The 24,591-nt window shown below is 27.1% G+C and carries 31 protein-coding genes; 30 read left to right on the top strand and 1 reads right to left on the bottom strand.

Features of this window, described 5'->3' with window-relative positions; genetic code table 11:
* The first annotated feature begins 80 nt into the window (after positions 1-80).
* The 19 genes from OM90_RS02530 (at position 81) to spoVM (ending at position 16,343) form a co-directional block, all read left to right on the top strand.
* Entirely contained in the window at positions 81-959 is an 879-nt protein-coding gene (locus OM90_RS02530; protein ID WP_058485305.1) for a YicC/YloC family endoribonuclease, read from the top strand.
* A 19-nt stretch (positions 960-978) separates the two neighbouring features.
* Entirely contained in the window at positions 979-1,266 is a 288-nt protein-coding gene (remA, locus tag OM90_RS02535) for an extracellular matrix/biofilm regulator RemA (protein ID WP_058485306.1), read from the top strand.
* Between the two features lie 2 nt (positions 1,267-1,268).
* Positions 1,269-1,883 (top strand): guanylate kinase, encoded by a 615-nt coding sequence (gmk, locus tag OM90_RS02540; RefSeq protein WP_058485307.1) that lies wholly within the window; start codon positions 1,269-1,271, stop codon positions 1,881-1,883.
* A complete protein-coding gene (gene rpoZ / locus OM90_RS02545) occupies positions 1,883-2,128 on the top strand; it encodes a DNA-directed RNA polymerase subunit omega (RefSeq protein ID WP_058485308.1) in 246 nt (81 codons plus the stop codon). Before gmk ends, rpoZ begins: the two co-directional genes overlap by 1 nt.
* 96 nt (positions 2,129-2,224) lie before the next feature.
* The gene (coaBC, locus tag OM90_RS02550) at positions 2,225-3,424 is read left to right on the top strand and encodes a bifunctional phosphopantothenoylcysteine decarboxylase/phosphopantothenate--cysteine ligase CoaBC (protein ID WP_058485309.1); all 1,200 of its coding nucleotides are present in this window, start codon (positions 2,225-2,227) and stop codon (positions 3,422-3,424) included.
* Positions 3,425-3,454: 30 nt separating this feature from the next.
* Positions 3,455-5,701 carry a primosomal protein N' gene (gene priA / locus OM90_RS02555; RefSeq protein WP_058485310.1) on the top strand — a complete coding sequence of 749 codons (2,247 nt, stop codon included), beginning with the start codon at positions 3,455-3,457 and terminating at the stop codon, positions 5,699-5,701.
* Between the two features lie 25 nt (positions 5,702-5,726).
* Positions 5,727-6,179, top strand: a complete 453-nt coding sequence (def, locus tag OM90_RS02560) for a peptide deformylase (protein ID WP_058485311.1) — start codon at positions 5,727-5,729, stop codon at positions 6,177-6,179.
* Positions 6,180-6,195: 16 nt separating this feature from the next.
* Positions 6,196-7,131 (top strand): methionyl-tRNA formyltransferase, encoded by a 936-nt coding sequence (gene fmt, locus OM90_RS02565; protein WP_058485312.1) that lies wholly within the window; start codon positions 6,196-6,198, stop codon positions 7,129-7,131.
* A gap of 17 nt (positions 7,132-7,148) precedes the next feature.
* A complete protein-coding gene (locus OM90_RS02570) occupies positions 7,149-7,898 on the top strand; it encodes a DUF116 domain-containing protein (RefSeq protein WP_058485313.1) in 750 nt (249 codons plus the stop codon).
* A gap of 12 nt (positions 7,899-7,910) precedes the next feature.
* Complete coding sequence (locus tag OM90_RS02575) at positions 7,911-8,603, top strand: zinc metallopeptidase (RefSeq protein WP_058485314.1); 693 nt, start codon at positions 7,911-7,913, stop codon at positions 8,601-8,603.
* An 81-nt stretch (positions 8,604-8,684) separates the two neighbouring features.
* Complete coding sequence (gene rsmB, locus OM90_RS02580; protein ID WP_058485315.1) at positions 8,685-10,037, top strand: 16S rRNA (cytosine(967)-C(5))-methyltransferase RsmB; 1,353 nt, start codon at positions 8,685-8,687, stop codon at positions 10,035-10,037.
* A 6-nt stretch (positions 10,038-10,043) separates the two neighbouring features.
* Positions 10,044-11,081 (top strand): 23S rRNA (adenine(2503)-C(2))-methyltransferase RlmN, encoded by a 1,038-nt coding sequence (rlmN, locus tag OM90_RS02585; protein WP_058485316.1) that lies wholly within the window; start codon positions 10,044-10,046, stop codon positions 11,079-11,081.
* 9 nt (positions 11,082-11,090) lie between these two features.
* On the top strand, positions 11,091-11,840 hold the full coding sequence (locus OM90_RS02590) for a Stp1/IreP family PP2C-type Ser/Thr phosphatase (RefSeq protein ID WP_058485317.1): 750 nt from the start codon (positions 11,091-11,093) through the stop codon (positions 11,838-11,840).
* 4 nt (positions 11,841-11,844) lie between these two features.
* Complete coding sequence (gene pknB / locus OM90_RS02595; protein WP_058485318.1) at positions 11,845-13,809, top strand: Stk1 family PASTA domain-containing Ser/Thr kinase; 1,965 nt, start codon at positions 11,845-11,847, stop codon at positions 13,807-13,809.
* A 15-nt stretch (positions 13,810-13,824) separates the two neighbouring features.
* Positions 13,825-14,706, top strand: a complete 882-nt coding sequence (gene rsgA / locus OM90_RS02600) for a ribosome small subunit-dependent GTPase A (protein ID WP_058485319.1) — start codon at positions 13,825-13,827, stop codon at positions 14,704-14,706.
* 3 nt (positions 14,707-14,709) lie between these two features.
* Positions 14,710-15,381 (top strand): ribulose-phosphate 3-epimerase, encoded by a 672-nt coding sequence (gene rpe / locus OM90_RS02605; RefSeq protein ID WP_058485320.1) that lies wholly within the window; start codon positions 14,710-14,712, stop codon positions 15,379-15,381.
* Positions 15,378-16,016: a thiamine diphosphokinase gene (locus OM90_RS02610; protein WP_058485321.1), complete on the top strand. Its 639-nt coding sequence runs from the start codon at positions 15,378-15,380 to the stop codon at positions 16,014-16,016. The genes rpe and OM90_RS02610 overlap by 4 nt, the downstream gene beginning before the upstream one ends.
* 89 nt (positions 16,017-16,105) lie before the next feature.
* On the top strand, positions 16,106-16,249 hold the full coding sequence (locus OM90_RS12725) for a hypothetical protein (RefSeq protein ID WP_160323631.1): 144 nt from the start codon (positions 16,106-16,108) through the stop codon (positions 16,247-16,249).
* Between the two features lie 13 nt (positions 16,250-16,262).
* A complete protein-coding gene (spoVM, locus tag OM90_RS13490) occupies positions 16,263-16,343 on the top strand; it encodes a stage V sporulation protein SpoVM (RefSeq protein ID WP_408605907.1) in 81 nt (26 codons plus the stop codon).
* 39 nt (positions 16,344-16,382) lie between these two features.
* On the opposite strand, the gene rpmB is transcribed toward spoVM, so the two are convergent.
* Positions 16,383-16,568, bottom strand: coding sequence for a 50S ribosomal protein L28 (gene rpmB / locus OM90_RS02615; protein WP_058485322.1), 186 nt, complete (start codon positions 16,566-16,568; stop codon positions 16,383-16,385).
* A gap of 201 nt (positions 16,569-16,769) precedes the next feature.
* Between rpmB and OM90_RS02620 the strand changes: the two genes are divergently transcribed.
* The 11 genes from OM90_RS02620 to rsfS all read left to right on the top strand — a co-directional run bounded on the left by OM90_RS02620 (position 16,770) and on the right by rsfS (position 24,483).
* Positions 16,770-17,126, top strand: a complete 357-nt coding sequence (locus OM90_RS02620) for an Asp23/Gls24 family envelope stress response protein (RefSeq protein ID WP_058485323.1) — start codon at positions 16,770-16,772, stop codon at positions 17,124-17,126.
* Between the two features lie 27 nt (positions 17,127-17,153).
* The gene (locus OM90_RS02625) at positions 17,154-18,812 is read left to right on the top strand and encodes a DAK2 domain-containing protein (RefSeq protein ID WP_058485324.1); all 1,659 of its coding nucleotides are present in this window, start codon (positions 17,154-17,156) and stop codon (positions 18,810-18,812) included.
* A 92-nt stretch (positions 18,813-18,904) separates the two neighbouring features.
* A complete protein-coding gene (locus OM90_RS02630) occupies positions 18,905-19,993 on the top strand; it encodes a rhomboid family intramembrane serine protease (protein WP_058485325.1) in 1,089 nt (362 codons plus the stop codon).
* A gap of 131 nt (positions 19,994-20,124) precedes the next feature.
* Positions 20,125-20,436, top strand: a complete 312-nt coding sequence (gene rplU / locus OM90_RS02635) for a 50S ribosomal protein L21 (protein WP_058485326.1) — start codon at positions 20,125-20,127, stop codon at positions 20,434-20,436.
* A 2-nt stretch (positions 20,437-20,438) separates the two neighbouring features.
* Entirely contained in the window at positions 20,439-20,777 is a 339-nt protein-coding gene (locus OM90_RS02640; RefSeq protein WP_064505473.1) for a ribosomal-processing cysteine protease Prp, read from the top strand.
* 3 nt (positions 20,778-20,780) lie between these two features.
* Positions 20,781-21,071: a 50S ribosomal protein L27 gene (gene rpmA / locus OM90_RS02645; protein WP_058485328.1), complete on the top strand. Its 291-nt coding sequence runs from the start codon at positions 20,781-20,783 to the stop codon at positions 21,069-21,071.
* Positions 21,072-21,209: 138 nt separating this feature from the next.
* On the top strand, positions 21,210-22,496 hold the full coding sequence (obgE, locus tag OM90_RS02650; RefSeq protein ID WP_058485329.1) for a GTPase ObgE: 1,287 nt from the start codon (positions 21,210-21,212) through the stop codon (positions 22,494-22,496).
* Positions 22,497-22,575: 79 nt separating this feature from the next.
* Positions 22,576-22,866 (top strand): ribosome assembly RNA-binding protein YhbY, encoded by a 291-nt coding sequence (yhbY, locus tag OM90_RS02655; protein WP_058485349.1) that lies wholly within the window; start codon positions 22,576-22,578, stop codon positions 22,864-22,866.
* A gap of 30 nt (positions 22,867-22,896) precedes the next feature.
* Positions 22,897-23,532 carry a nicotinate-nucleotide adenylyltransferase gene (gene nadD / locus OM90_RS02660; RefSeq protein WP_058485330.1) on the top strand — a complete coding sequence of 212 codons (636 nt, stop codon included), beginning with the start codon at positions 22,897-22,899 and terminating at the stop codon, positions 23,530-23,532.
* A 13-nt stretch (positions 23,533-23,545) separates the two neighbouring features.
* Complete coding sequence (gene yqeK / locus OM90_RS02665) at positions 23,546-24,121, top strand: bis(5'-nucleosyl)-tetraphosphatase (symmetrical) YqeK (protein WP_058485331.1); 576 nt, start codon at positions 23,546-23,548, stop codon at positions 24,119-24,121.
* A gap of 11 nt (positions 24,122-24,132) precedes the next feature.
* A complete protein-coding gene (rsfS, locus tag OM90_RS02670; RefSeq protein ID WP_058485350.1) occupies positions 24,133-24,483 on the top strand; it encodes a ribosome silencing factor in 351 nt (116 codons plus the stop codon).
* Positions 24,484-24,591 lie beyond the last annotated feature (108 nt).

Consider the following 24,591-nt stretch of genomic DNA (forward strand, 5'->3'; position numbering starts at 1 on the left):
AATTTATTGACTTAAACAAATTGGTGCGATATAATACAAAAATAAAGCAATAAAAGTATTAAAAAAGTGAGTTGAAAAAAATGATTCGTAGTATGACAGGATATGGTCGTGGAGAATCTATTTTAGATGATAAAAAATTTATAGTTGAGTTACGCTCTTTAAATCATAGATATAGCGATATAAATATTAGAATTCCTAGAAATATAAATTTTTTAGAAGAAAAGGTAAGAAATTTTTTAAAGTGTAAAATTTCTAGAGGGAAAATAGATGTTTTTATATCTTTTGAAAGTAATTTACAAGATAATGTGGAAATATCATTAAATGAAACTTTAGTAGATGCTTATATTAATGAACTTAATAAGATAAAATTAAAAAGTGGTGTGATTGATGATATATCTGTATCTCTTATTGCAAAATTTCCAGATGTAATTATGGTGACTCAAAAGGAAGAAGATGAAGATTTTTTGTGGAATTTGTTAAAGCAAGCTTTAGATAAAGCTTTAGATGCTTTTATTTTTATGCGTGAAAAAGAAGGAGAAAAATTAAAACAAGATTTATTATATAAAATTTCAGAATGTGAAAAATATCTAGAAAATATAAAAAAAAGAAGTCCGTATGTAGTCAAAGAATATAGAGAAAAATTAGAAAAGAGAATAGAAGAAATACTTCCTAATAATTCTTTAGATCAGAATAGAATTATGGAAGAAGTGGTTTTATTTGCAGAAAAATGTAGTATAGATGAAGAGGTTATTCGTTTGGGTAGCCATATAGATCAATTTAGAGAAATTTTAAATACTGAAGATGTTGTAGGGCGAAAATTAGATTTTTTAGTTCAAGAAATGAATCGAGAAGTTAATACAATTGGAACTAAAGCAAATGACCTTAGTATTACTCGTTTTGTTATAGAATTAAAAAGTGAAATAGAAAAAATAAGAGAACAAATTCAAAATATTGAGTAATAGAAAAAGGAGGCAGGGCATGAGTATAAAATTAATTAATATCGGCTTTGGAAATATTGTATCTGCAAATAGATTAGTAGCCATTGTTAGTCCAGAATCAGCTCCAATTAAAAGAATAATACAAGAAGCTAGAGAACGGGGAATGTTAATAGATGCTACATATGGAAGAAGAACAAGAGCAGTTATTATTACGGATAGTGGTCATATTATTTTATCAGCAGTACAACCAGAAACTGTAGCTCATAGATTGTCTTTTAAAGGACAGAATAATGTTAATGATGAATTTGATAGTAATAAAGGGGATTAGAGATGAATAATTCTAAAGGAATTACTATAGTTATTTCTGGACCATCTGGTTCAGGAAAAGGAACTATTATAAAGCAACTTGTTAAAAATGAAAGATATGCTCTTTCAATTTCTGCGACTACTAGAAGTCCTAGAGCAGGAGAAGAAGAAGGAGTTCACTATTTTTTCAAAACTAAAGAAGAGTTTGAAGAAATGATAAAAAATGAAGATTTAATTGAATGGGCAGAATTTTGTGGCAATTATTATGGTACTCCAAAATCTTATGTGGAAGAGAAAAAGAAAGAAGGAAAAGATGTAATTTTAGAAATAGAAGTTCAAGGAGCACTTCAAATAAAAAAGTTATATAAAGATGCAGTTCTTATTTTTATAATTCCTCCTAGTCTATCTGAATTAAAAAATAGATTACTGGGCCGAGGTACGGAAAAAGAAGATATAATTGAAAAACGTTTAAAAAGAGCTATAGAAGAATTAGAACTTATTAAAGAATATGATTATTTAATAATTAATGACTCTATAAATGAAGCAGTAGAAAATATTAATACAGTTATAGAAGCAGAACATATGAAAACTATAAGAAATTTTGATTTAATAAATAAGATTAAAAAGGGGAGATTTTAATGCTTCAACCATCTTATACAGAATTAATGGAAAAATTAAATAATAATAGCACAGATGAGGATACACCTATTATAGTAAGTAGATATTCAATTGTTATTGCAGCAGCAAAAAGAGCTCGCCAAATTGTTGAAGGGGAAAACCCTTTAGTAGATGTTAAGGTAAATAAACCAGTGTCTATTGCAGTGGAAGAACTATATCAAGGTAAAATTATTATTAAAAATAAGAAAGATAAGAATAATAAATAATTATAAAAAAGATTAAGAGATAATTAACAATAGTAAATGATAAATAATAAAATCGCCCTTTCGGGCGATTTTATTATAGAATATTGGGAGGTTGTTATGAATAAAAAAACAGTTATATTAGGAGTTACTGGTGGAATAGCTGCTTATAAATCTTGTGAAATTATAAGTAAGCTTATAAAATTAGGATTTAATGTACAAGTTATAATGACAAAATCGGCTCAAGAATTTGTTAAACCTTTAGTTTTTCAATCTTTAACAAATCAGCCAGTTATAACCGATATGTTTGAAAAACCCTCTGTTTGGGAAATAGAACATATTTCTTTAGCTAAAAAGGCAGATTTGTTTTTAGTAGCTCCAGCTACAGCAAATATTATAGGAAAAGTAGCAAGTGGCATAGCAGATGATATGCTTTCTACTACTATAATGGCTACAAAAGCTCCAGTAATATTTGCTCCAGCCATGAATACAGTTATGTACCAAAATAAAATTGTTCAAAAAAACATATCTAAATTATTAGAATTAGGTTATAATTTTATATCTCCATCTAAAGGGCGATTAGCTTGTGGAGATGTTGGAATAGGAAAATTAGCAGATGTAGATATAATCATTGAAAATGTATTAAAAATAATTAATCCGGTGTCAAAAGATTATGAAGGTAAGAATATAATGGTAACAGCAGGCCCAACTATAGAAGCCATTGACCCTGTTAGATATATAACTAATCATAGTAGTGGAAAAATGGGATATGCAATTGCTGAGGCTGCAATAAAAAGAGGAGCTAATGTAACATTAATTTCTGGACCAACTAATTTAACTCCTCCTAGAGATTGTAAATTTATAAAGGTTACTACAACAGAAGAAATGTATAATACAGTTTTGGATAATTTTGATAATTGTGATATAGTTATAAAAGCAGCAGCTCCTAGTGATTATAAAGTTAAAGAAGTTTTTTCTTCAAAGATAAAAAAGAAAGATAAAAAAATTTCTATTGAATTAGTACCTAATCCCGATATCTTAAAAGAGTTAGGAAGCAGAAAAAATAAACAAATATTAGTAGGTTTTGCAGCTGAAAGTGATGATGAATTAAAAAATGGAAAAGAAAAATTAGAAAAAAAGAATTTGGATATGATTTGTATTAATAATATATTAAAAGAAAATGTTGGATTTGGATATGATACAAATATGATTACAATTATAAAAAGATCAGGTGAAAAAAATAAATTACCTCTTATGTCAAAAATAGAATTAGCTGATAAAATTTTAGACGAGATATTGGATATAATTAAAAGTTCATAAAGGGGTTTTTATTAACAAAGGGTGAAAAAAATGATTGCAGAAGTTATTATAGAAATTTCACACCAAAATATTGATAAAGTTTTTCATTATATTGTCCCTAAAAATCTAGAATCAAAAGTTAAAATAGGATTAAGAGTAAAAGTACCTTTTGGGAAAGGAAATAAAAAAATACGAGGATATATTGTGGGATTTTCTAATAATAGTTCTATAGAATATGAAAAATTAAAGTCTATAAATAATATAGAAGATTTGTATCCAGTATTTGATGAACATATGTTAGAATTGGCAAAATGGATGAAAGATTATTATGGAGCTAGAATGATTGATTGTTTAAAATGTATGATGCCACCTTTTATGAAAATTACATCAGAAAAATATATATCAATTAACAGACAAATACCTCTAGAAAAATTAAAAAATATAATAAAAGAATATAAAAATAAAAAAAAATATAAAGCTCAAGCTAGAATATTATCATTTCTTATGGATAACAATGAAATACCTTTAAGTGAAATAAAAAAGATTTTACAAATTTCAAATTCTTCTATAAAATCATTAATAAATAAAAACCTTATACAAATTAAAGAAGTAGATTTAGATAAAGACCCATATAGTCATATTGATTTTAAAAAAACAAAACCCCTTATTCCTACTCATGAACAAAAAAATGTGATAGAATATATAATTAATAAGTTAAATAATGCAAAGGGAGAGGAAATTCTTCTTCATGGAATAACAGGTAGTGGGAAAACAGAAATATATTTACAGATAATAGATGAAGTTATAAAATTAGGAGGGCAAGCTATTGTATTAGTCCCAGAAATATCTTTAACACCTCAAACTGTTGAAAGATTTAAAAACAGATTTGGAGAAAAGGTGGCTTTTACTCATAGTAAGCTTTCATATGGAGAAAGATTTGTACAGTGGAAAAAGGCTAAAGAAGGGAAAATATCAGTAATGATTGGACCTAGATCTGCAGTATTTACTCCTTTTCCATCCTTAAAGCTTATTATATTAGATGAAGAACATGAAACAACATATAAATCAGAAATATCACCTAAATATCATGCAAAAGAAGTAGCAAAAAAACGTTGTGATATGGTGGGAGGATTGTGTTTAAGGTCATCAGCTACTCCTTCTTTAGATTCCTATTATGAAGCTAAACAAGGACAAATAAGTCTATTAACTATAAATAATAGAGTTAATAATAGTGCACTGCCTAAAGTAGATATTATTGATATGAGAAAAGAATTAGAAGCAGGAAATCGTTCTATTTTTAGTATTAAACTTAAAGAAGAAATCCAAAAAAATCTTGATAAAAAAGAACAAGTTATTTTATTTTTAAATAGAAGAGGATTTTCTAATTTTGTATCATGTAGAAAATGCGGATATGTATTAAAGTGTAAAAACTGTAATATTTCTTATACTTATCATGCTTATAATAATTCTCTTCAATGTCATTATTGTGGGGATAAAGCGACTGTACCATCTGTTTGCCCTCAATGCGGGTCTTCTCATATTAAATATTTTGGAGTAGGGACAGAAAAGGTAGAAGAAAAAGTAAAAGAAGAATTTCCAGAGGCACGGGTTTTAAGAATGGATTTAGATACAGCAAAAGGTAAATATGGGCATGAGAAAATATTAAATAAATTTAAATCTATGGAAGCAGATATTTTAATAGGAACTCAAATGATTGCTAAAGGTCATGATTTTCCAAATGTAACTTTAGTTGGAATATTAGCAGCAGATTTAACTTTGCATATACAAGATTTTCGTTCGGCAGAAAAAACTTTTCAGCTTCTTACACAAGTTAGTGGAAGAGCTGGTAGAGGGAATTTACCTGGGAGAGTACTAATTCAAACTTATACTCCAGATCATTATAGTATACAGACTGCAAAAAATCATGACTATTTATCTTTTTATAATAAAGAAATTAATTTACGACAACGATTAAATTACCCACCATTTACTCATATTTTTAGTATTCTTATTACTGGAGAAAATGAAAAAAATGTAATTTCTAGTACTTATGGATTGATGGAAATAATGAAATTTTTCAATAAAAAGAAAAAATTTGAGTTATATGGGCCAGCGCCTGCAATAATTTCAAAAATAAAAAATAGATATAGATGGAGAATACTTATAAAATGTAAAGATAGAGATCTACTAATGCAATATAGTTTTTATTGTATTAATAAATTTAATCAAATTAATCAGACTAAAGGTAAGTTAGATATAAATATTCAAACAGATATTGATCCATTAATAATGGTATAGTAATAATTAAAAAGGAGGAAGTATTTTGGCATTACGAGAAATTAGAAAAAATGGAGATGAAATATTAAGAAAAAAATGTAAAGAAGTAAAAGAAATTAATAAATCTATATTGATTTTATTAGACGATATGACAGAAACTATGTATGAAGCTGGAGGAGTAGGTCTTGCCGCTCCTCAAGTAGGAGTTTTAAAAAGAGTTGTGGTTATTGATATAGGAGAAGGAATAATTGAATTAATAAATCCAGAAATTATTGAAGAAGATGGAGAACAAATTGGACCTGAAGGCTGTTTAAGTGTTCCAGGGATAACAGGAGAAGTTAAAAGACCCAATAAAGTAAAAGTAAAAGCATTAAATAGAAATGGAGAAGAATTTGTATTAGAAGGTGAAGGACTTCTTGCAAGAGCATTTTGTCATGAGATAGACCATTTAAACGGAATACTGTTTACTGATAATGTGATTAGATATTTAGATGAATAAGAAAAGAGGGGAAAAAATGAAAGTAGTATTTATGGGAACACCAGATTTTGCTGTTCCATCATTACAAAAATTAATAGATGAAAAATATGATATAGCAGCTGTTATAACTCAGCCAGATAGGCCAAAAGGAAGAGGGAAAAAAATGATGCCTCCTCCAGTAAAAGTATTGGCTTTAAAATATAATATTCCTGTATTTCAACCGGAAAAAGTTAAAAATCCTGAATTCATTGAAAAACTTCGTTCTATAGCACCAGATTTAATAATAGTTATTGCATTTGGACAAATTCTTCCTAAAGAAATTTTAGACATGCCTAAATTTGGATGTATAAATGTGCATGGTTCTTTACTACCTAAATATCGTGGAGCAGCTCCTATTCAATGGGCTATTATTAATGGAGAAAAAGTAACAGGAGTTACAACTATGTTTATGGATGAAGGAATGGATACTGGTGATATAATTTTAAAAAGAGAACTTCCCATAGAAGAAGATGACACAGCAGGAGATATTCATGATAAAATGTCCATATTAGGAGCTGAACTTTTAAAAGAAACCTTAGATAACTTAATAAGAGGAAACATAAGAAGAGAAAAACAAAACGATAAAGAAGCAACCTATGCTCCTATGTTAAAGAAAGAAATGGGATTGATAAATTGGGGAGAAACTTCTGAAAAAATTATTAATTTAGTAAGAGGTTTATCTCCATGGCCTAGTGCTTATACATTTTATAAAGATCAAATGATAAAAATATGGAAAGTACAAAATTATAATAAAAATTATAAAGATAATTCCATAGGAGAAATAGTAGAAGTCATAAAAAATAAAGGAATAGTAGTAAAAACAGGAGATGGAAGTGTACTAATAACGGAAATACAAGCTCAAAATGGAAGGAGGATGACAGTTGAAGAATATTTAAGAGGACATGATATGAAAAAAAATACTATTTTAGGATAATATTTTAGGAGGATTTTGTGGATATAAGAATAAAGCAATTTACAAAAATAGTTGTTATAAATACTATAGTTTTTTTAGTTATATTTATAGTATTATGGGTAGCTAATATTTATATTCCGGTATATTTTTATAAAAACGTATTTATTATTTTGGCTATTCTATTTCTTGCTTTAGGATTGCTTTTTATTATATTTTCTACTGTTTTAATTATCATATATAAAAAGAAAAAAGTTTTAATATTTCCTCCTAAAGTATTGGCCAAAATTTTTAAAATAATATATCCTTTAATTTTAAGTATAACAAATTTTTTTCACTATGATAAAAAAATTATTAATCAATTTTTTATATACATAAATAATATTTTTGTTGAATCTATGAATTTAAAAGGAAATTTTAAGGATATACTAATTTTAGCACCTCATTGCATACAAAATTCTAGTTGTAATATAAAAATTACTTCAAATTCTCAAGTGTGCATAGGATGTGGAAAATGTAAAATTTATAATTTAAATAATTTACAAAAAAAATATAAAATAAAATTGGCTATTGCAACAGGAGGAACTTTAGCTAGAAAAGTGATAAAAGAATGTAAACCTAAATATATTATTGCTATTGCTTGTGAAAGAGATTTAATAAGTGGTATTTTAGATGTAGATGGGATTGCAGTTTATGGGGTTTTAAATAAATGCCCCAATGGACCTTGTAAAAATACAACAGTAGATATTAAGAAGGTTGAAGATGCTATTAAAAATTATATTTTAAAATAAGGAGTTGATAATATGCCAGGATTATATTATTTTGATCCATTATATATTATACTTGTTTTTCCTGCTATAATATTAACGATGTATGCACAATCTAAAGTAAATTCTACTTTTAATAAATATCTTAAGGTTAGAAGTATAAGAGGATATACAGGTGCAGAAACTGCAAAAGCACTTCTTCAGTATGCAGGAATTTATGATGTAAAAATAGAAATGATACCAGGGCAGTTAACAGATCATTATGATCCAAGAAGTAAAACTCTTAGATTATCAAGTGCCGTATATAATGGCCAAAGTATTGCTTCCTTAGGAGTAGCAGCTCATGAAGTTGGGCATGCAATTCAACATCATAGAGGCTATGTATTTTTAGTATTAAGAAATTCTATTGTTCCAATAGTAAATATAGGATCGAGAATGGCAATGCCTTTAATTATGCTAGGTTTATTATTTTCATATACATTAATAGAAGTAGGGATATTGCTTTTTGCAGGAGTTGTTCTTTTTCAAATAATAACTTTACCAGTTGAATTAAATGCTTCTGGTAGAGCAATAAAAATATTAGAGGCGCAAGGATTTTTAGCAGATAATGAGATTGGTTCAGCTAAAAAAGTTCTTAATGCAGCTGCCTTAACTTATGTAGCCTCAGCTGCTGTTGCAGTAGCCAATTTATTGCATTTGTTATTAAGGTTTGGAGGTAGAGATGACTAAGGCGTTACTAAGTAACGCTTTTTTTCATTAAATAATTTAAAATATTTTACAAAGTGAATATTTTATAAAAGGAAGGATTTTATGACTCAATTAACTCCAAGAGAAATTGCCATAAATATTATATTAGAAATAGATAAAGAAAAAGCTTATAGTAATATTTCGTTTCAAGAATATTTTCGAGTGTATGATTATTTAACTTCTTTAGATAAAGCTTTTATTACTGAAATAGTTAATGGTACTCTTAGATATATAAAAAATATTGATTATGTTATAAATCAATTTTCTAAAATTAAAACTAATAAAATGAAACCTTTTATTTTAAATGTTTTAAGAATTGGAGTTTATCAAATTTTATTTATGGATAAAGTTCCGATTTCAGCAGCTTGTAATGAGTGTGTAAAAATAACAAAGAAAAGAGGTTTAAAAGGCTTATCTGGTTTTGTTAATGGAATTTTAAGAAATATAGCAAGAAATATAGATAAAATTTCTTATCCAGATAAAAATAAAAATATAGTAGAATATCTATCCATAAAATATTCCTATCCTCAATGGATGATTAAGTACTGGTTAACGAGTTATTCAAAAGAATTTGTAGAAGAACTATGTGAAGCTTCTAATAAAGCTCCTCAAATAACTATTCGTTGTAATAGATTGAAAATAGATAGAAGTTCTTTAATAAATATTTTAGTAAAAGAAAATATACAAGTACATTCTGGATTATATACAAAAGAAGCCATTAATATAAAAAAGACATCTGCAATAAATCAATTAGATTCCTTTAAAAAAGGATTATTTCAAGTACAAGATGAAAGTTCTATATTAGTTGGATATGTTCTTAATCCTAATTCAGGAGAAAATATTCTTGACGTATGTGCAGCACCTGGTGGGAAAGCGACTCACTGTGCAGAATTAATGAATAATGATGGAGAAATTATTGCTAGAGATATTCATGAACATAAACTTAATTTAATAAGATCTTCTGCTAAAAGATTAGGGATTGACATTATAAAGACAGAACAATACGATGCGACTATATTAGATGAAAGTAAATTAGAAACAATGGATAAAGTTATTATAGATGCTCCTTGTTCGGGGTTAGGGATAATTCGTAAAAAACCAGATATAAAGTGGAAAAAATCTATTGAAGATTTAGATAAATTAGTAGAAGTTCAAAGAAAAATATTATCAGTATGTTCTCAATATGTTAAAAAAGGAGGAGTGCTAGTATATAGTACTTGTACCATTTCAGAAAAAGAAAATATAGAAAATATAAAATGGTTTATAAATAATTTTGATTTTGTTTTAGAAAATATTAATCCATATATTCCTAAAAAACTTCAATGTAATACAACAAAAAAAGGATATATTCAATTATATCCTCATATTCATAAAACTGATGGTTTTTTTATTGCTAGGCTAAAACGAAAGAGGTAAAAATAAATGAGAAAAATAGATATTGCTTCGTTAACTATTGAAGAATTAAAAGATTTAATGAAAAGTTTAGGAGAAAAAGGTTTTAGAGGAGAACAAATTTTTCAATGGATACATGAAAAAAAGATTAGAAATATTGATGACATGACAAATATTCCAAAAAAATTAAGGGAAAAATTAAAAAATATATGTGAAATAAATACTTTAACGATTGAACAAAAGTATGTATCTAAAATTGATAAAACTACAAAATACTTGTTTGCATTAAAAGATAATAATATAATAGAAAGTGTTTTGATGTACTATGATTATGGAAATACTGTATGTATTTCGTCACAAGTAGGATGTAAAATGGGATGTGCTTTTTGTGCTTCTACTTTAGGAGGATTAGTTAGAAATTTAACTGTTTCAGAAATGACAGGACAAATTTATAAAATCAAAGAAGATTCTAAAGAAAAAATATCCAATATTGTAATAATGGGAAGTGGAGAACCCCTAGATAATTTAGACAATATACTTTCGTTTATCGATATAATTAATAGCCCTAAAGGAGAAAATATAGGACAAAGACATATAACTATTTCTACTTGTGGTTTAATAGATAAGATTTATTTTTTAGCTAATAAAAAATTACAAATTACATTAGCAGTATCTCTTCATGCTTCAAATGATGAAATAAGAAAAAAAATTATGCCTATTGCAAATAAATATTCTATGGAAGAACTTTTTAAAGCTTGTCATTATTATATTGAAAAAACTAATAGAAGAATTACATTTGAATATGCTTTAATAAATAATGTTAATGATAAAAAAGAATATGCCCATGAATTAGGGAAAAAATTAAAAGGAATGTTGTGTCATGTTAATTTAATTCCAATAAATCAAATCAAAGAGTCAAATCTTAAAGAAAGTGAATCTAAAACAATAAAAGATTTTTTTAATATATTGAAGTCATATGGTATTTCTACTACTATAAGAAGAAAATTAGGAAGTGATATTGATGCTGCTTGTGGTCAACTTAGAAGAAGATATTTAGAAAAGAAATGAGGTGAAATAATGATTTCGGCTGGGAAATGTCATGTAGGAAAACATAGAGAAAACAATGAGGATGCTATTTTTATTTCTGATAGTAGTTTTGGATGTCTTCCTAATATTTATATAGTTGCAGATGGAATGGGAGGACATAAAGCAGGAGAATATGCCAGTTTTTTAGCCATACAAAGTTTTTGTAATTATGTTAAAGACCATAGCTCTAATGAAATTTCTCATGAGAATATTAAGACATTTTTGTTAGAAGCTATAGCTTATACTAACAATGTAATTTATCAAAAAGCAATGGAAAATGAGCTTTTAAAAGGAATGGGAACAACTTTTTTAGTGTCCGTTTTTATAGATGAAGATATATATATTGCACATGTAGGAGATAGTAGATTATATATTATTCAAAATGATATTATAAAACAGTTAACCATAGACCATTCTTTTGTAGAAGAAATGGTTAGACAAGGGACTATTTCTGAAAAAGAGGCAAGGAATCATCCAAATCGTAATGCCATTACTAGAGCAGTAGGAACTAATCCGAAGGTAGAAGTAGATATTTATAATTCAAAAATTGAAGAGAATTCTTTTGTTCTTATGTGCTCTGATGGATTATCTAATATGTTAAAGGAAGAAGAAATTATACATATTTTTAAAAATAATGGTGATTTAGAAAATATTGCTCAATCTTTAGTAGATAGAGCTAATGAAAACGGAGGATTGGATAATATTTCAGTAATTATTATTAGGGGGCTAAAAGGAAGGTGAAAAAATGTTACAGCGTGGAACTATATTAAATAACCGTTATGAAATTGTTGAAAAAATTGGTGCGGGCGGAATGTCTATTGTTTATAAAGCTAAATGTCATAAATTGCAAAGATATGTAGCAATCAAAGTATTAAGAGAAGAATTTGCCTCGGATGAAGAATTTTTATCTAGATTTAAAGTTGAAGCTCAATCAGCAGCTAGTTTATCACATCCTAATATAGTTAGTATATATGACGTAGGCAATGAAAATAATATACATTATATTGTAATGGAATATATACATGGTAAAACTTTAAAGAAGATTATTGAAGAAGAAGCACCTTTTACTTCTCTTAAAATTCTTGAAGTAGCTAAAGATATTGCCTTTGCTCTTCAACATGCTCATAGGAAAAATATTATTCATAGGGATATAAAACCTCAGAATATATTAATAACTGATGAAGGAGTATTAAAGGTTGCAGATTTTGGTATTGCAAGAGCAGTAGATTCTTCTACGGTTGTTACAACAGGAAATGCTATTGGTTCTGTACATTATTTTTCACCGGAACAAGCTAGAGGTGGGTATGTGGATAAAACTAGTGATATTTATTCTTTAGGAATTGTTATGTATGAAATGGCTACAAAAACTCTTCCTTTTGAAGGAGAAAGCCCTGTCACAGTTGCTCTAAAACATATAAATGAACAAATTCCTTCACCTAGGAGTATAAATGATAAAATTTCTTCAAGTTTAGAAGATATTATTATAAAAGCTACGCAGAAAAAACCAGCAAATAGATACAAAAATATTGATGAAATGATAGAAGACATGGAAAAATCTATAAATGAACCCCATGGGAAATTCGTAAATATTCCTAATATAGAAAATTCTCCTACCATTAAAATGTCAAAAAAAGATATGAAATTACTTAGAGATAGTAAAAAAGAAAAAGAATATAGTAAATCATCAGATAAAGAAGAAAAAATTGAATATAAAGAAGATATAGTAGAATATGAAGAAAAAGATTCAAAAGAAAGATGGGTTACCATAGGAGCTGTATTTACTTCTTTGGTTATAATAGCTATTATTAGTGTAGTCGGAATTAATATGATAAGAGAATATTTAAAACCAAAAGTAGTAACAGTTCCATCACTTATTAATATGTCTGTTGACGAAGCTAAAAAAATATTAGAAGAAAAACAGCTCATATTAAAAGAAGGAGAACAAGTATATAGTAATGAAGTAGAAGAGGGAAATATTGTTTTTCAAGACCCAGAAGAAGGAACAGTTATTAATTTAAATTCAGAAGTAGAAGTAACAATAAGTAAAGGGATAGAAACTTTTGAAGTGCCTAATGTAGTAAATAAAAATTATAGTTTAGCAGAAAAAGAATTAGAAGATTTAGGTTTTAATGTAGAGAGAAAAGTAGAATATAGTAATTTAATAGATGAAAATTTAGTTATTTCACAAAGCCCTGATCCTGGAACTAATTTAAAATATGGAGAAACAGTTAATATAACAGTAAGTTTAGGGCCTGAAATAAAAAAGGTATCTGTTCCTAATATTTTAAATCTAACAGAAGAAGCTGCAAAAATACAACTTCGAAATGCAGGATTAGGGGTTGGACAAATCACATATATACACCATAGTGAAGTAGAAAAAGGTTATGTAATTAGTCAGTCTGTTCAAGCAGGAGAAACTGTAAGAGAAGGTTATGATATAGGATTTGTTGTTAGTGAAGGTCCAGAAGAAAAAGAAGAAGAGGATGTTTTAAAAGAACAATCTATAACAATATTAGCACCTCTTGATGCGGATACAGATGAATTTTATGTAAGAGTTAGATTAAATGGAGAAAATGAATTCATTTATGAACAAACTCATAGTATTTCAGATTTTCCATTAAAAATTAACATTGAAGGAGAAGGAGAAGGATATGTTGAAGTATATATTAACGATGATATATATTATAGAGAAACCATTGAATTTGAATAATGTGGAGGAAATTCGATGGTAAAAGGAATAATTACTAAAGGGATTGCAGGATTTTATTATGTAAAAGTAGAGGATAAAGTATTTGAATGTAAAGCTAGAGGAAAATTTAGAAATTCTAATATTACACCTGTTGTAGGAGATATAGTAAAAATAATACCTGAGGAAAGTAATTTAACTGGAAGTATTGTAGAAATTTTACCTAGAAAAAATATTTTAACTAGACCTTCTGTAGCTAATGTAGATCAAGCCATTATTGTTTTTGCAGCCAAAAATCCTGATCCTAATCTTCAACTTTTAGATAGATTTTTAGTTTTGGTTGAAGAGCAAAATTTAGAAATATGTATTTGCATAAATAAGATAGATATAGATAAAGAAAAAACTTATCAAGAGATTAAGAATACATATGAAAAAATAGGATATAAAGTAATATTGACAAGTGCTATTTTAAATATAGGAATTGATAAATTAAAAAATGAGTTATTTAATAAAGTAACTACTTTTGCTGGTCCTTCAGGAGTGGGAAAATCCTCTTTATTAAATGCTATAGATTCTTCTTTATCTTTAAAAACTGGAGAGATCAGTAAAAAAGTAAAAAGAGGTAAGCATACTACAAGACATGTAGAACTTTTAAATTTAAAAGAAGAGAGCTTTGTTTTAGATACTCCTGGATTTAGTATGCTTTCTTTAGAACATATTAATCCCAAAGAACTAAAAAATTTATTTAAAGAATTTTTGCCGTATAATGATTTATGTAGATTTTCACAATGTAGTCATATACATGAGCCTGATTGTATAATAAAACAAAAAGTAGAAGAAGGAGTAATAGATGCAGGGAGATATAAAAGATATCAAATGTTTTATAAAGAATTAGAAACGTCTAAGCAAAGGAGATGGTAATATATGATAAAATTAGCTCCATCAATTTTATCAGCAGATTTTTCAGAATTAAAGAAAGCAGTACAATTAGTAGATGAAAGTGGAGGACACATGGTTCATATTGATGTTATGGATGGACATTTTGTACCTAATATTACTTTAGGGCCTCCTATTATTAAAAGTTTAAGAAAACATACAAAACTTCCATTTGATGTTCATTTAATGATTTCAAATCCAGATAAGTATATTGAAGATTTTCATAAAGCTGGAGCAGATATTTTGACTGTACATGCAGAAGCTACTCCTCATCTTCATAGGACTATTCAATATATTAAAAGTTTAGGTATGAAAGCGGGGGTTGCTTTAAATCCTGCAACAGACTTAAGTTGTTTAAAATATATTATTTCTGATTTAGATATGGTACTTATTATGACTGTAAATCCAGGATTTGGAGGACAAGATTTAATTCCGGCTTGTATTAATAAAATTAAAGATTTATCTAATTATGTTAAAGCTAATAGTTTATCTGTTGAAATAGAAGTAGACGGTGGGATTAATCTAAGTAATATAGAAAAATTTATTAAAGCTGGAGCAAATATTTTAGTAGCAGGATCAGCTATTTATAATTCTTCAAATCCTAGTAAATCAATAGAAGACTTTATAAAAAGGTTTAGTGAATTTGAGGGGAAAGAATGAAAGTATTAATTTTTGCTGGTGGAGATATAGAAAATTATTCTTTTTATAAAAAATATATAAATCAATCAGATTATATTATATGTGCAGATAGGGGAATAGAACACACAAAAAAATTAGGAGTAAATCCATCTATAATTATTGGAGATCTAGATTCTGCTTCTAAAAATACAATAGAATTTTATAAAAATAAAAATATTTTATTTAAGACTTTTTCTTCTAAAAAAGATAAAACAGATACGGAATTAGCTTTAGATTATGCTATAAATAAAGGAGCAAAAGAGATTTTTATTGCTGGAGGGATAGGTAATCGTTTAGATCATACATTAGGTAATATACATTTGCTTTATTACTCTTTACAAAGAAATGTAAGAACAAAAATTATAAATGAATATAATGAAATAATTTTAATAGATAATGAAGTAACGATTTATGGGCAGGAAAATGATATTGTATCTTTAATACCATTTTCTATGGAAGTAAAAGGAATATATACTAAAGGGCTTTATTATGCCCTAAAAGGAGAAAACTTAAAATCAGGGAGTTCTTTAGGTATTAGCAATGTAATGACAACTTCACAAGCTCATATAAGTATTAAATCAGGTCTTTTATTAGTTATAAAATCAAAAGAAATTTAAAAGTCTCAACATCTGTTGAGACTTTTTTAGCACATATTTTTGATATATAGAATAAGTTATAATAAGTACTGTAAAAAGGAAGTAAAAGAATGAAAAAAAGAGTATTAGGATTAATTTTCTTTGCATGTGGGATGGGTATGATTTTTACCCTTTTTATTCCAGGGGCTATATTCCTTTTTATTATAGCAATAATATGTATTATTTTAGGATGTTTTTTTATTGGTAAATATTAATGGAGGTGAAGAAATGAGATTCATCGTAATAAAAACTCCTAAATTTATAGGAAATATATTAAAAACAATATTTGGTATAAAAACAAATAATTAAAAACAAAACAAAGTTCTTAGAACTTTGTTTTGTTTTTAATTAAGCACGAGTAACAGCATTAGAACGTAAACATCTTGTGCATACATTTAATGTTTTCTTTATTCCATTTTCCAATACTTTTACACGTTTAATATTTGGTTTCCATTGTTTATTAGATCTTCTATGAGAATGACTTACTTGAATTCCAAAGTGAACCCCTTTTTGACATATATCACATTTTGCCATATTAGTACACCTCCTTTAAACTTCACCGTGACACAACAAAGTTATTTTATCAGATAGTATATTATAATGCAAGGAAAAATATTTATTTTTATTATAAATTAGGATATTTTTATTTTGAAAATATATAAAAAATGATATAATATATAGTAATATGCTATATATTATTATAAAGAAAAGAATTTTTATCCAGGAGGTAGGAGAATGGCTGGTAAATTAGTTAATGAGTATGGAAATGTTTTTATAGAAGATGAAGTAATTGCACGTATAGCAGGGTTGACAGCTATGGAATGTTATGGGATAGTAGGAATGGCAACTAAAAATGTTACTGATGGATTAGTTCAACTTCTTAAAAGAGAAAGTCTTACTAAAGGAATTAAAGTATCAATTAACGAAAATAGTGTTGTTATTGATTTGCATATTATTGTAGAATATGGTACAAAAATTTCTGCTGTAGCTGATAACTTAATAAATACTGTAAAATACAAAATAGAAGAATTTATTGGACTAGATGTTGAAAAAATAAATATATTCATTGAAGGTGTACGAGTGGATAATTAATTGGATAAAGAAAAAGGAGGCAACAAATTGAGTATTTCACATATAAATGGGGAAATATTAAAACGCATGATTATAGCGGGAGCAAATAAATTAGAGGAATATAAGCAAGCAGTTGATGAATTAAATGTATTTCCAGTTCCAGATGGAGATACAGGAACTAATATGTCATTAACTGTGTTATCAGCTGCAAGAGAAGTAGAAAAAATTACTTCTGATAATATAAATGAAATTGTTAAAGCTGCAGCTTCAGGGTCCTTAAGAGGAGCCAGAGGAAATTCTGGAGTTATTTTATCACAATTGTTTAGAGGATTTGCAAAAGGAATTCAAAATCATAAACAAATAGATACTTTTGCTTTAGCAGATGCTTTTGAAACAGGGGTAAAAACAGCATACAAAGCTGTTATGAAACCTAAAGAGGGAACTATTTTAACTGTAGCTAGAGAAGGAGCAGAAAAAGCATTACAAATAGCATCAGAAATAATAAATATAGAAGATTTTCTAAAAGAAGTTATTTCATATGCCCATACTATTTTACAAAAAACTCCTGATATGCTTCCAGTATTAAAACAAGCTGGAGTAGTGGATGCAGGAGGAAGAGGTTTATTATATATTCTTGAAGGAGCTTTAGAAGCTTTAAATATAAATGGTAAAATTAGCTTAAAACAAAATATCTCTCAAAATAAAGAAGTTGCTTATGGAGCATTAGCATCTATAAATAATGAAGATATTACCTTTGGATATTGTACAGAATTTATCATTAATCGTTCTGATAATAATCCATCTAATGTTAATGAATTAAGAGAATTTTTAAATACTATAGGAGATTCCATAGTAGTTGTAGAAGATGAAGAAATAATTAAAGTACATGTACATACAGATCATCCAGGACAGGCAATAGAAAAAGGATTAACTTATGGATCTCTTACTAATATGAAAATTGACAATATGAGAGAACAACATACAACTAAAGTTGTAACTGAAGAAATAAAAGAGACAGAAACTTTAAATCAAGCAGTTAAGGAAGAAAAAGAAATAGGCTTTATAGCAGTAGCTAGTGGAGAAGGAATTAGTCAAATTTTTAAAGATTTAGGAGTAGATTATATAATAAAAGGCGGACAGACAATGAATCCTAGTACTGAAGATATTTTAAATGCTGCTTATAAAGTTAATGCTAAAAAAATAATAGTTCTTCCAAATAATAAAAATATCATTTTAGCAGCAGAACAAGCTGAAGAATTAATTGATGGAAAAGAAATTTTAGTTGTTCCTTCTAAAACTATTCCTCAGGGAATAGCAGCAATGATAGGATATGAGCCTAATCGTGGCATAGAAGAAACTTTAAATTCTATGAAAGAAAGTATGTCTTATGTAAAAACAGGACAACTTACATTTGCTGTTAGAGATACATCCATCGAAAATAGAGAAATTAAGCAAGGAGATATTATAGGACTTATAGAAGGGAATATAGAGGTCGTTTCTAATAATTTAGAAGAAGCTACTAAAGAATTAATTAATAATATTGTAGACGAAGATAGTGAGATTGTAAGCATTTATTATGGAGAAGATGTTGAAGAAAAAGAAGCCCAAAAAGTGAAAGAATATATAGAAGAAAATTATCCAGATTGTGAAGTGGAAATACATTTTGGAGGACAATCTTTATATTATTATATATTATCTGTAGAATAATCAGGCGCCAATTAAGGCGCCTAAAATTAAGTTTTGATTAATATGTGAAAATTTAGTATTATATAATAAATATCTTTATTAAGGAGCAATTTATGTTTACAAATTTTATTCAGAATGCATATCCTCTTTTTATAGAAGAGGATTTTGAATTATTAGTGGATAATCAAGAACATAATATTTTCTCTAAAGATACAGATGTAGTTAGATTTATAAAAAGATATAATTCAATGTTATACATTGTAAATTTATGGAATATGGATAATATTGATTTGAATTTATTTACTTATAGGAATAATCTTTATGAATTAAAACTTACTCAAAATTTTCAAAAATTAGATTGTAGTCATCTTTTTGTTCTTAATTTATTAATAACAGGATATAACTTGGAATATAATGACCAATCAGAATTTTATCCTGAAAAAGAAATTTATACAACTACTTGGATTGTAAATACTTCTTCTAAACAAATTAATATTACAAAAGAAGAATTTAATGAAATATTAAATGTAAAACAAATAATAGAAAATACTTTTAATATGATAGATATTAATTTAGAAAAAGATGAAAATTTATTAAAATATCAAGATAAATTTGAAAAAAAACTCAATTTACAAATAAAAAGCAAAAATATTTTTTTAACTTATGGGATTATTATATTAAATTCGATTATTTGGATTTTGATGGAAAAGAAAGGTAGCTCACAAGATATTAACACTTTGATTTTATTTGGTGCTAATGAACCTTTTCTTATAATCAAAGGACATCAATATTGGAGACTTATAACATCTATGTTTTTGCATATAGGAATTAATCATTTATTATATAATAATTTTGCATTATATGTTTTTGGAAGTAAAATAGAAAGATATTTTGGTAAAATTAAATATATAGTTATATATTTGATTTCAGGAATTATAGGAAGTTTAGCTAGTATATTTTTTAGTTTTAGTGTATCAGCTGGAGCTTCAGGAGGAATATATGGTCTTTTAGGAGCATTATTAGTATTAGCTTGTAAAACAAAAAAACAAATAGATGGATTAAATTTTTACAATATTACAATTATGATTTTAATAGGTATTGGATTTGGTTTTACAGTTCCTTCTGTAGATAATGCAGCGCATTTAGCAGGACTTATAGCAGGATTTATAATTGGAAATATATTGTATAAATATAATAAATGAAGTTATAAAATTATTAATAAAAACCTTGACAAAACTGAATCTTATGTTATTATTAATTAGTATGTAGCCGCTCGGAGAGGTTAAAACATTTGTACCATATCCGGCGAGTATCGGGTTAAGGAGGTGTACTAATGTACGCAATTATTGAAACAGGTGGTAAACAATATAGAGTACAAGAAGGCGATGTAATTAATGTTGAAAAATTAGGAGTTCAAGCAGGAGAAAAAGTTACTTTTGATAAGGTTCTTGCTGTATCTAAAGACGGAACTATTTCCGTAGGTACTCCTTTTATAAGTAATGCCAGTGTTTCTGCTTCTGTATTAGAAGAAGGAAAGGGCAAAAAAATTATTGTTTATAAGTATAAGCCTAAAAAAGGATACCACAAAAAACGTGGACATAGGCAACCTTATACAAAAGTAAAAATTGAAACAATTAATGCATAGTTATGATTAGAGTACAATTTTTTTACAATAGGTTTAAAGAAATATGTGGATTTAAAATGACTGGTCATTCTGGATATTCAAAGTATGGAGAAGATATTGTATGCGCTGCAGTTAGTGCTTTAGCGATTAATACCGTAAACTCCATACAAGAATTAACTAATGATGTTATTGAAGTTGAATATAAAAATGAAGGTGGATTTTTAAGTTGTATTTTATCTAATTCTAAAGGAAATAATAACAGTAAAGAAGCATTAATTTTACTTAGATCTTTAGAATTAGGTATTACTAGTATTCAAAAAGATTATAAGGACAATATAGACATTTCATATAGGGAGGTGTAGATTATTATGAGAATGAATCTTCAATTTTTTGCTCATAAAAAGGGAGTTGGATCTTCTAAGAATGGTCGTGATTCTGAATCCAAGAGATTAGGAGCTAAACGTGCTGATGGACAGTTTGTAAAAGCAGGAAATATCTTGTATAGACAAAGAGGAACAAAAATTCATCCAGGAAATAATGTTGGTAGAGGTGGAGATGATACATTATTTGCTTTAATTGATGGACGTGTAAAATACGAAAGAAAAGGTAGAAATAAAAAACAAGTTTCTGTATATCCTATTGAAATGGCACAATAATATATAAAAAGGTTTCAAATGAACTCATTTGAAACCTTTTTTAATATATGATATAAAAAATAATAAATAATTGATCATTTTATGGCGAATAATATATAAAAATATTTTTATAAGGATTGAAATAAGGAAGTGGGATTAATGTTTATAGATAGAGTAAAAATATTTATACAATCAGGAAAAGGAGGAAATGGAGCAGTATCCTTTCGTCGTGAAAAATATGTACCTAATGGAGGACCTGATGGAGGAGATGGTGGAGATGGTGGAAGTATAATATTTCAAGTTGATCCTGGTATGAATACGTTAATGAATTTTCGACATAAAAAGCATTATAAAGCTCAATCAGGAGAAGATGGTGGTAAAAAAAGACGGCATGGTAAAAATGGAGAAGATTTAATTATAAAAGTACCTCCAGGAACTATTATACGAGAAGCTGAAACAGGTAAAGTTATGCTTGACTTAACCGAAGAAAACGAAAGAAAAGTACTTCTTCCTGGAGGAAAAGGAGGAAAAGGGAATCAACATTTTGCTACATCTACAAGACAAGCTCCACGTTATGCAGAAAAAGGTAAAGAAGGACAATCATATTGGGTTATTTTAGAACTAAAAGTGATAGCAGATATTGGACTTGTAGGGTTTCCTAATGTTGGGAAGTCTACTCTTTTATCTGTTATAAGTAATGCTCAACCTAAAATAGCTAATTATCATTTTACAACAATTAGTCCTAATTTAGGAGTTGTAAAAAATCCTTATGGTAGAGATTTTGTTGTAGCAGATATTCCAGGACTTATTGAAGGAGCTCATAAAGGGATAGGATTAGGTCATGATTTTTTGAGACATGTAGAAAGAACTAAAATTTTAGTGCATGTAGTAGATGCTGCCTCTTTAGAAAATCGTAACCCATTAGAAGATGTTGAAAAAATTAATCATGAATTATCAGAATATAATAAAGAGTTATTAACTCGTCCTCAAATTATTGCTGCAAATAAGATAGATATACCAGAAGCAGAGGAAAATATAGAGTTATTAAAAGAAAAATTTGAACCAGAAGGAATAAAAGTTGTTCCTATTTCAGCGGCAACTAAAAAAGGAATAAAAGAACTTTTAATTGAAATAAGTAAATTATTAGAAAAAGAAGATAAAAATCCTATTAAGTTTAAAGAAGAGTTTGAATTATTCCAAGAAACTAAAAAAGAGGAAGTAAAAGAACCTTTTACCATAGAAAAATTAGAAGAACATTATTTTGTCGTTGAAGGAACAGGTGTAGAGAAGATGATTGGATACACCAATTTAGAATCAGAAAAAGGATTTGCTTTTTTTCAAAAATATCTTAAAGAACGTGGAATTATTAAAGCTTTAGAAGAAAAAGGAATAAAAGAGGGAGATACTGTACGAATTTATGATTTAGAATTTGAATATTATAAATAAAATATTTAAATACCGATTAAAATAAAATAAAGCTTTAAAATTTAAAACAGTATTATGATTTAAAAGGAGAATTTTTATGATTACTAGTAAACAAAGAGCATATCTTAAAAAATTAGCTAATACTATAGAGCCTATTTTTCAAGTAGGTAAATTAGGAGTGACTCCTGAATTAACAAAAGCTATTGATGAAGCCTTAGAAAAAAGAGAATTAATAAAAATTAATGTTTTAAATAATTGTATGATGTCATCAAAAGAAGTATGCGATATACTTTGTGAACGGACTCGATCACAACCTGTACAAATTATTGGGAAAAAAATTGTCTTATATAGACCATCTAAAGAAAATCCTTCTATTATTTTACCTAAATAATAGAAGTTAAGATAAGAAAGGATTTTTAATATGAGAAATATTAATAAAAATTATAGTTCTCTTAAATCTTTAGCTATAATGGGAGGAACTTTTGACCCTATTCATTATGGACATTTAGTTACTGCAGAAGCTGTAAGATACAAGTATAATATAGATAAAGTATTATTTATGCCAGCAGGGAACCCTCCACATAAAGAATATGATAAGATAACCCATAGTGAACACAGATATTTAATGGGAGTATTAGCTACTGCTACGAATCCATATTTTGATGTTTCTAGAATGGAAATAGATAGAAAAGGAGTTACATATACAATTGATACAATTAAATCTTTAAGACAGATGTATGGAGAAGAAATTGAACTTTATTTTATTACAGGAGCTGATGCTATTAAAGAGATTTTTACTTGGAAAAATCCAGAAGAATTATTTAAACTTTGTACATTTGTAGCAGTAACGAGGCCAGAATATTATAAAGAAGAACTTATTGAAAAAGTTAAAACCATAAGAAATGAATACGAATCCAAAATTCATTTTTTAGAAGTTCCAGCTTTATCAATCTCATCAACGGATATTAGAAATAGAGTGAAAAATAAAATGCCTATAAAATATTTAGTACCTGAATCTGTTGAAAATTATATATATAAATTTAATCTATATATATGAAAAGAGGATTATAATGGATTACAAAGATATAAAACAAAAACTTCAATCTGCGCTTTCTCCTAAAAGATTTATTCATACTTTAGGAGTAGTTGAAACAGGAATAAAATTAGCTAATGTGTATAATGTAGATGAAAGAAAAGCTAAATTATCTGCATTATTACATGATTGTGCTAAAAATATTCCTAAAGAAAAAAAGTTACGTTTATGTAAAGAATATCATATATTTCTAGATGATATTATGTTAAAAGATATAGAATTAAGCCATAGTTTTTTAGGTGCAGAGATAGCAAAAAGAGAATATGGAATAAAAGACGAAGATATATTAAATGCTATTAGATATCATACTACGGGAAGAAAAAATATGTCTAAATTAGAGAAAATAATATATTTAGCAGATTATATAGAACCGAATCGTATACCTTTTGAAGGGCTAGAAAAAATAAGAAAACTTGCTTTTGAAAATTTAGATGAAGCAATGATATTTGCATTGAAAAATACTCTTGATTATGTTAAAAAAAGAAATAAAATAATACATCCTTTAACAATAGAAGCTTTAAAAAGTTTGAGTTTTAATAATAAGGAGGATTAATATTGAATCAATTGGAAAAAGCAAAAGAAATTATAAAAATAGCCTATAATACTTTAGATGACAAAAAAGGAGAAGATATAAAGATATTAGATATTCATGAAGTATCTACAATTGCAGATTATTTTATTATTGCATCAGGAAGAAATTCTAATCAAGTACAAGCAATGGCAGACGCAGTAGAAGAAAAATTGATAGAACACGGTTTTGAGATGCTTAATAAAGAAGGATATCATTCAGCAGGATGGATTTTATTAGATTTTGGGTCTGTAGTAATTCATGTTTTTGATAAAGAAGTAAGAGAGTTTTATTGTTTAGAAAGATTATGGGGAGATGCTCCTACAATTACACCACAAAATTTATAATGCTCGATAAAAATCGAGCAGGTTCGTTGTAAAATTAAATGCAACAGATAAAAAAATATAAAAAAATAATTGACAACCATAGTGAGAAATCATGTATGATTTAGGTGC

The sequence above is a fragment of the Defluviitalea phaphyphila genome (assembly GCF_001466305.1).
Lineage (GTDB): Bacteria > Bacillota > Clostridia > Lachnospirales > Defluviitaleaceae > Defluviitalea_A > Defluviitalea_A phaphyphila.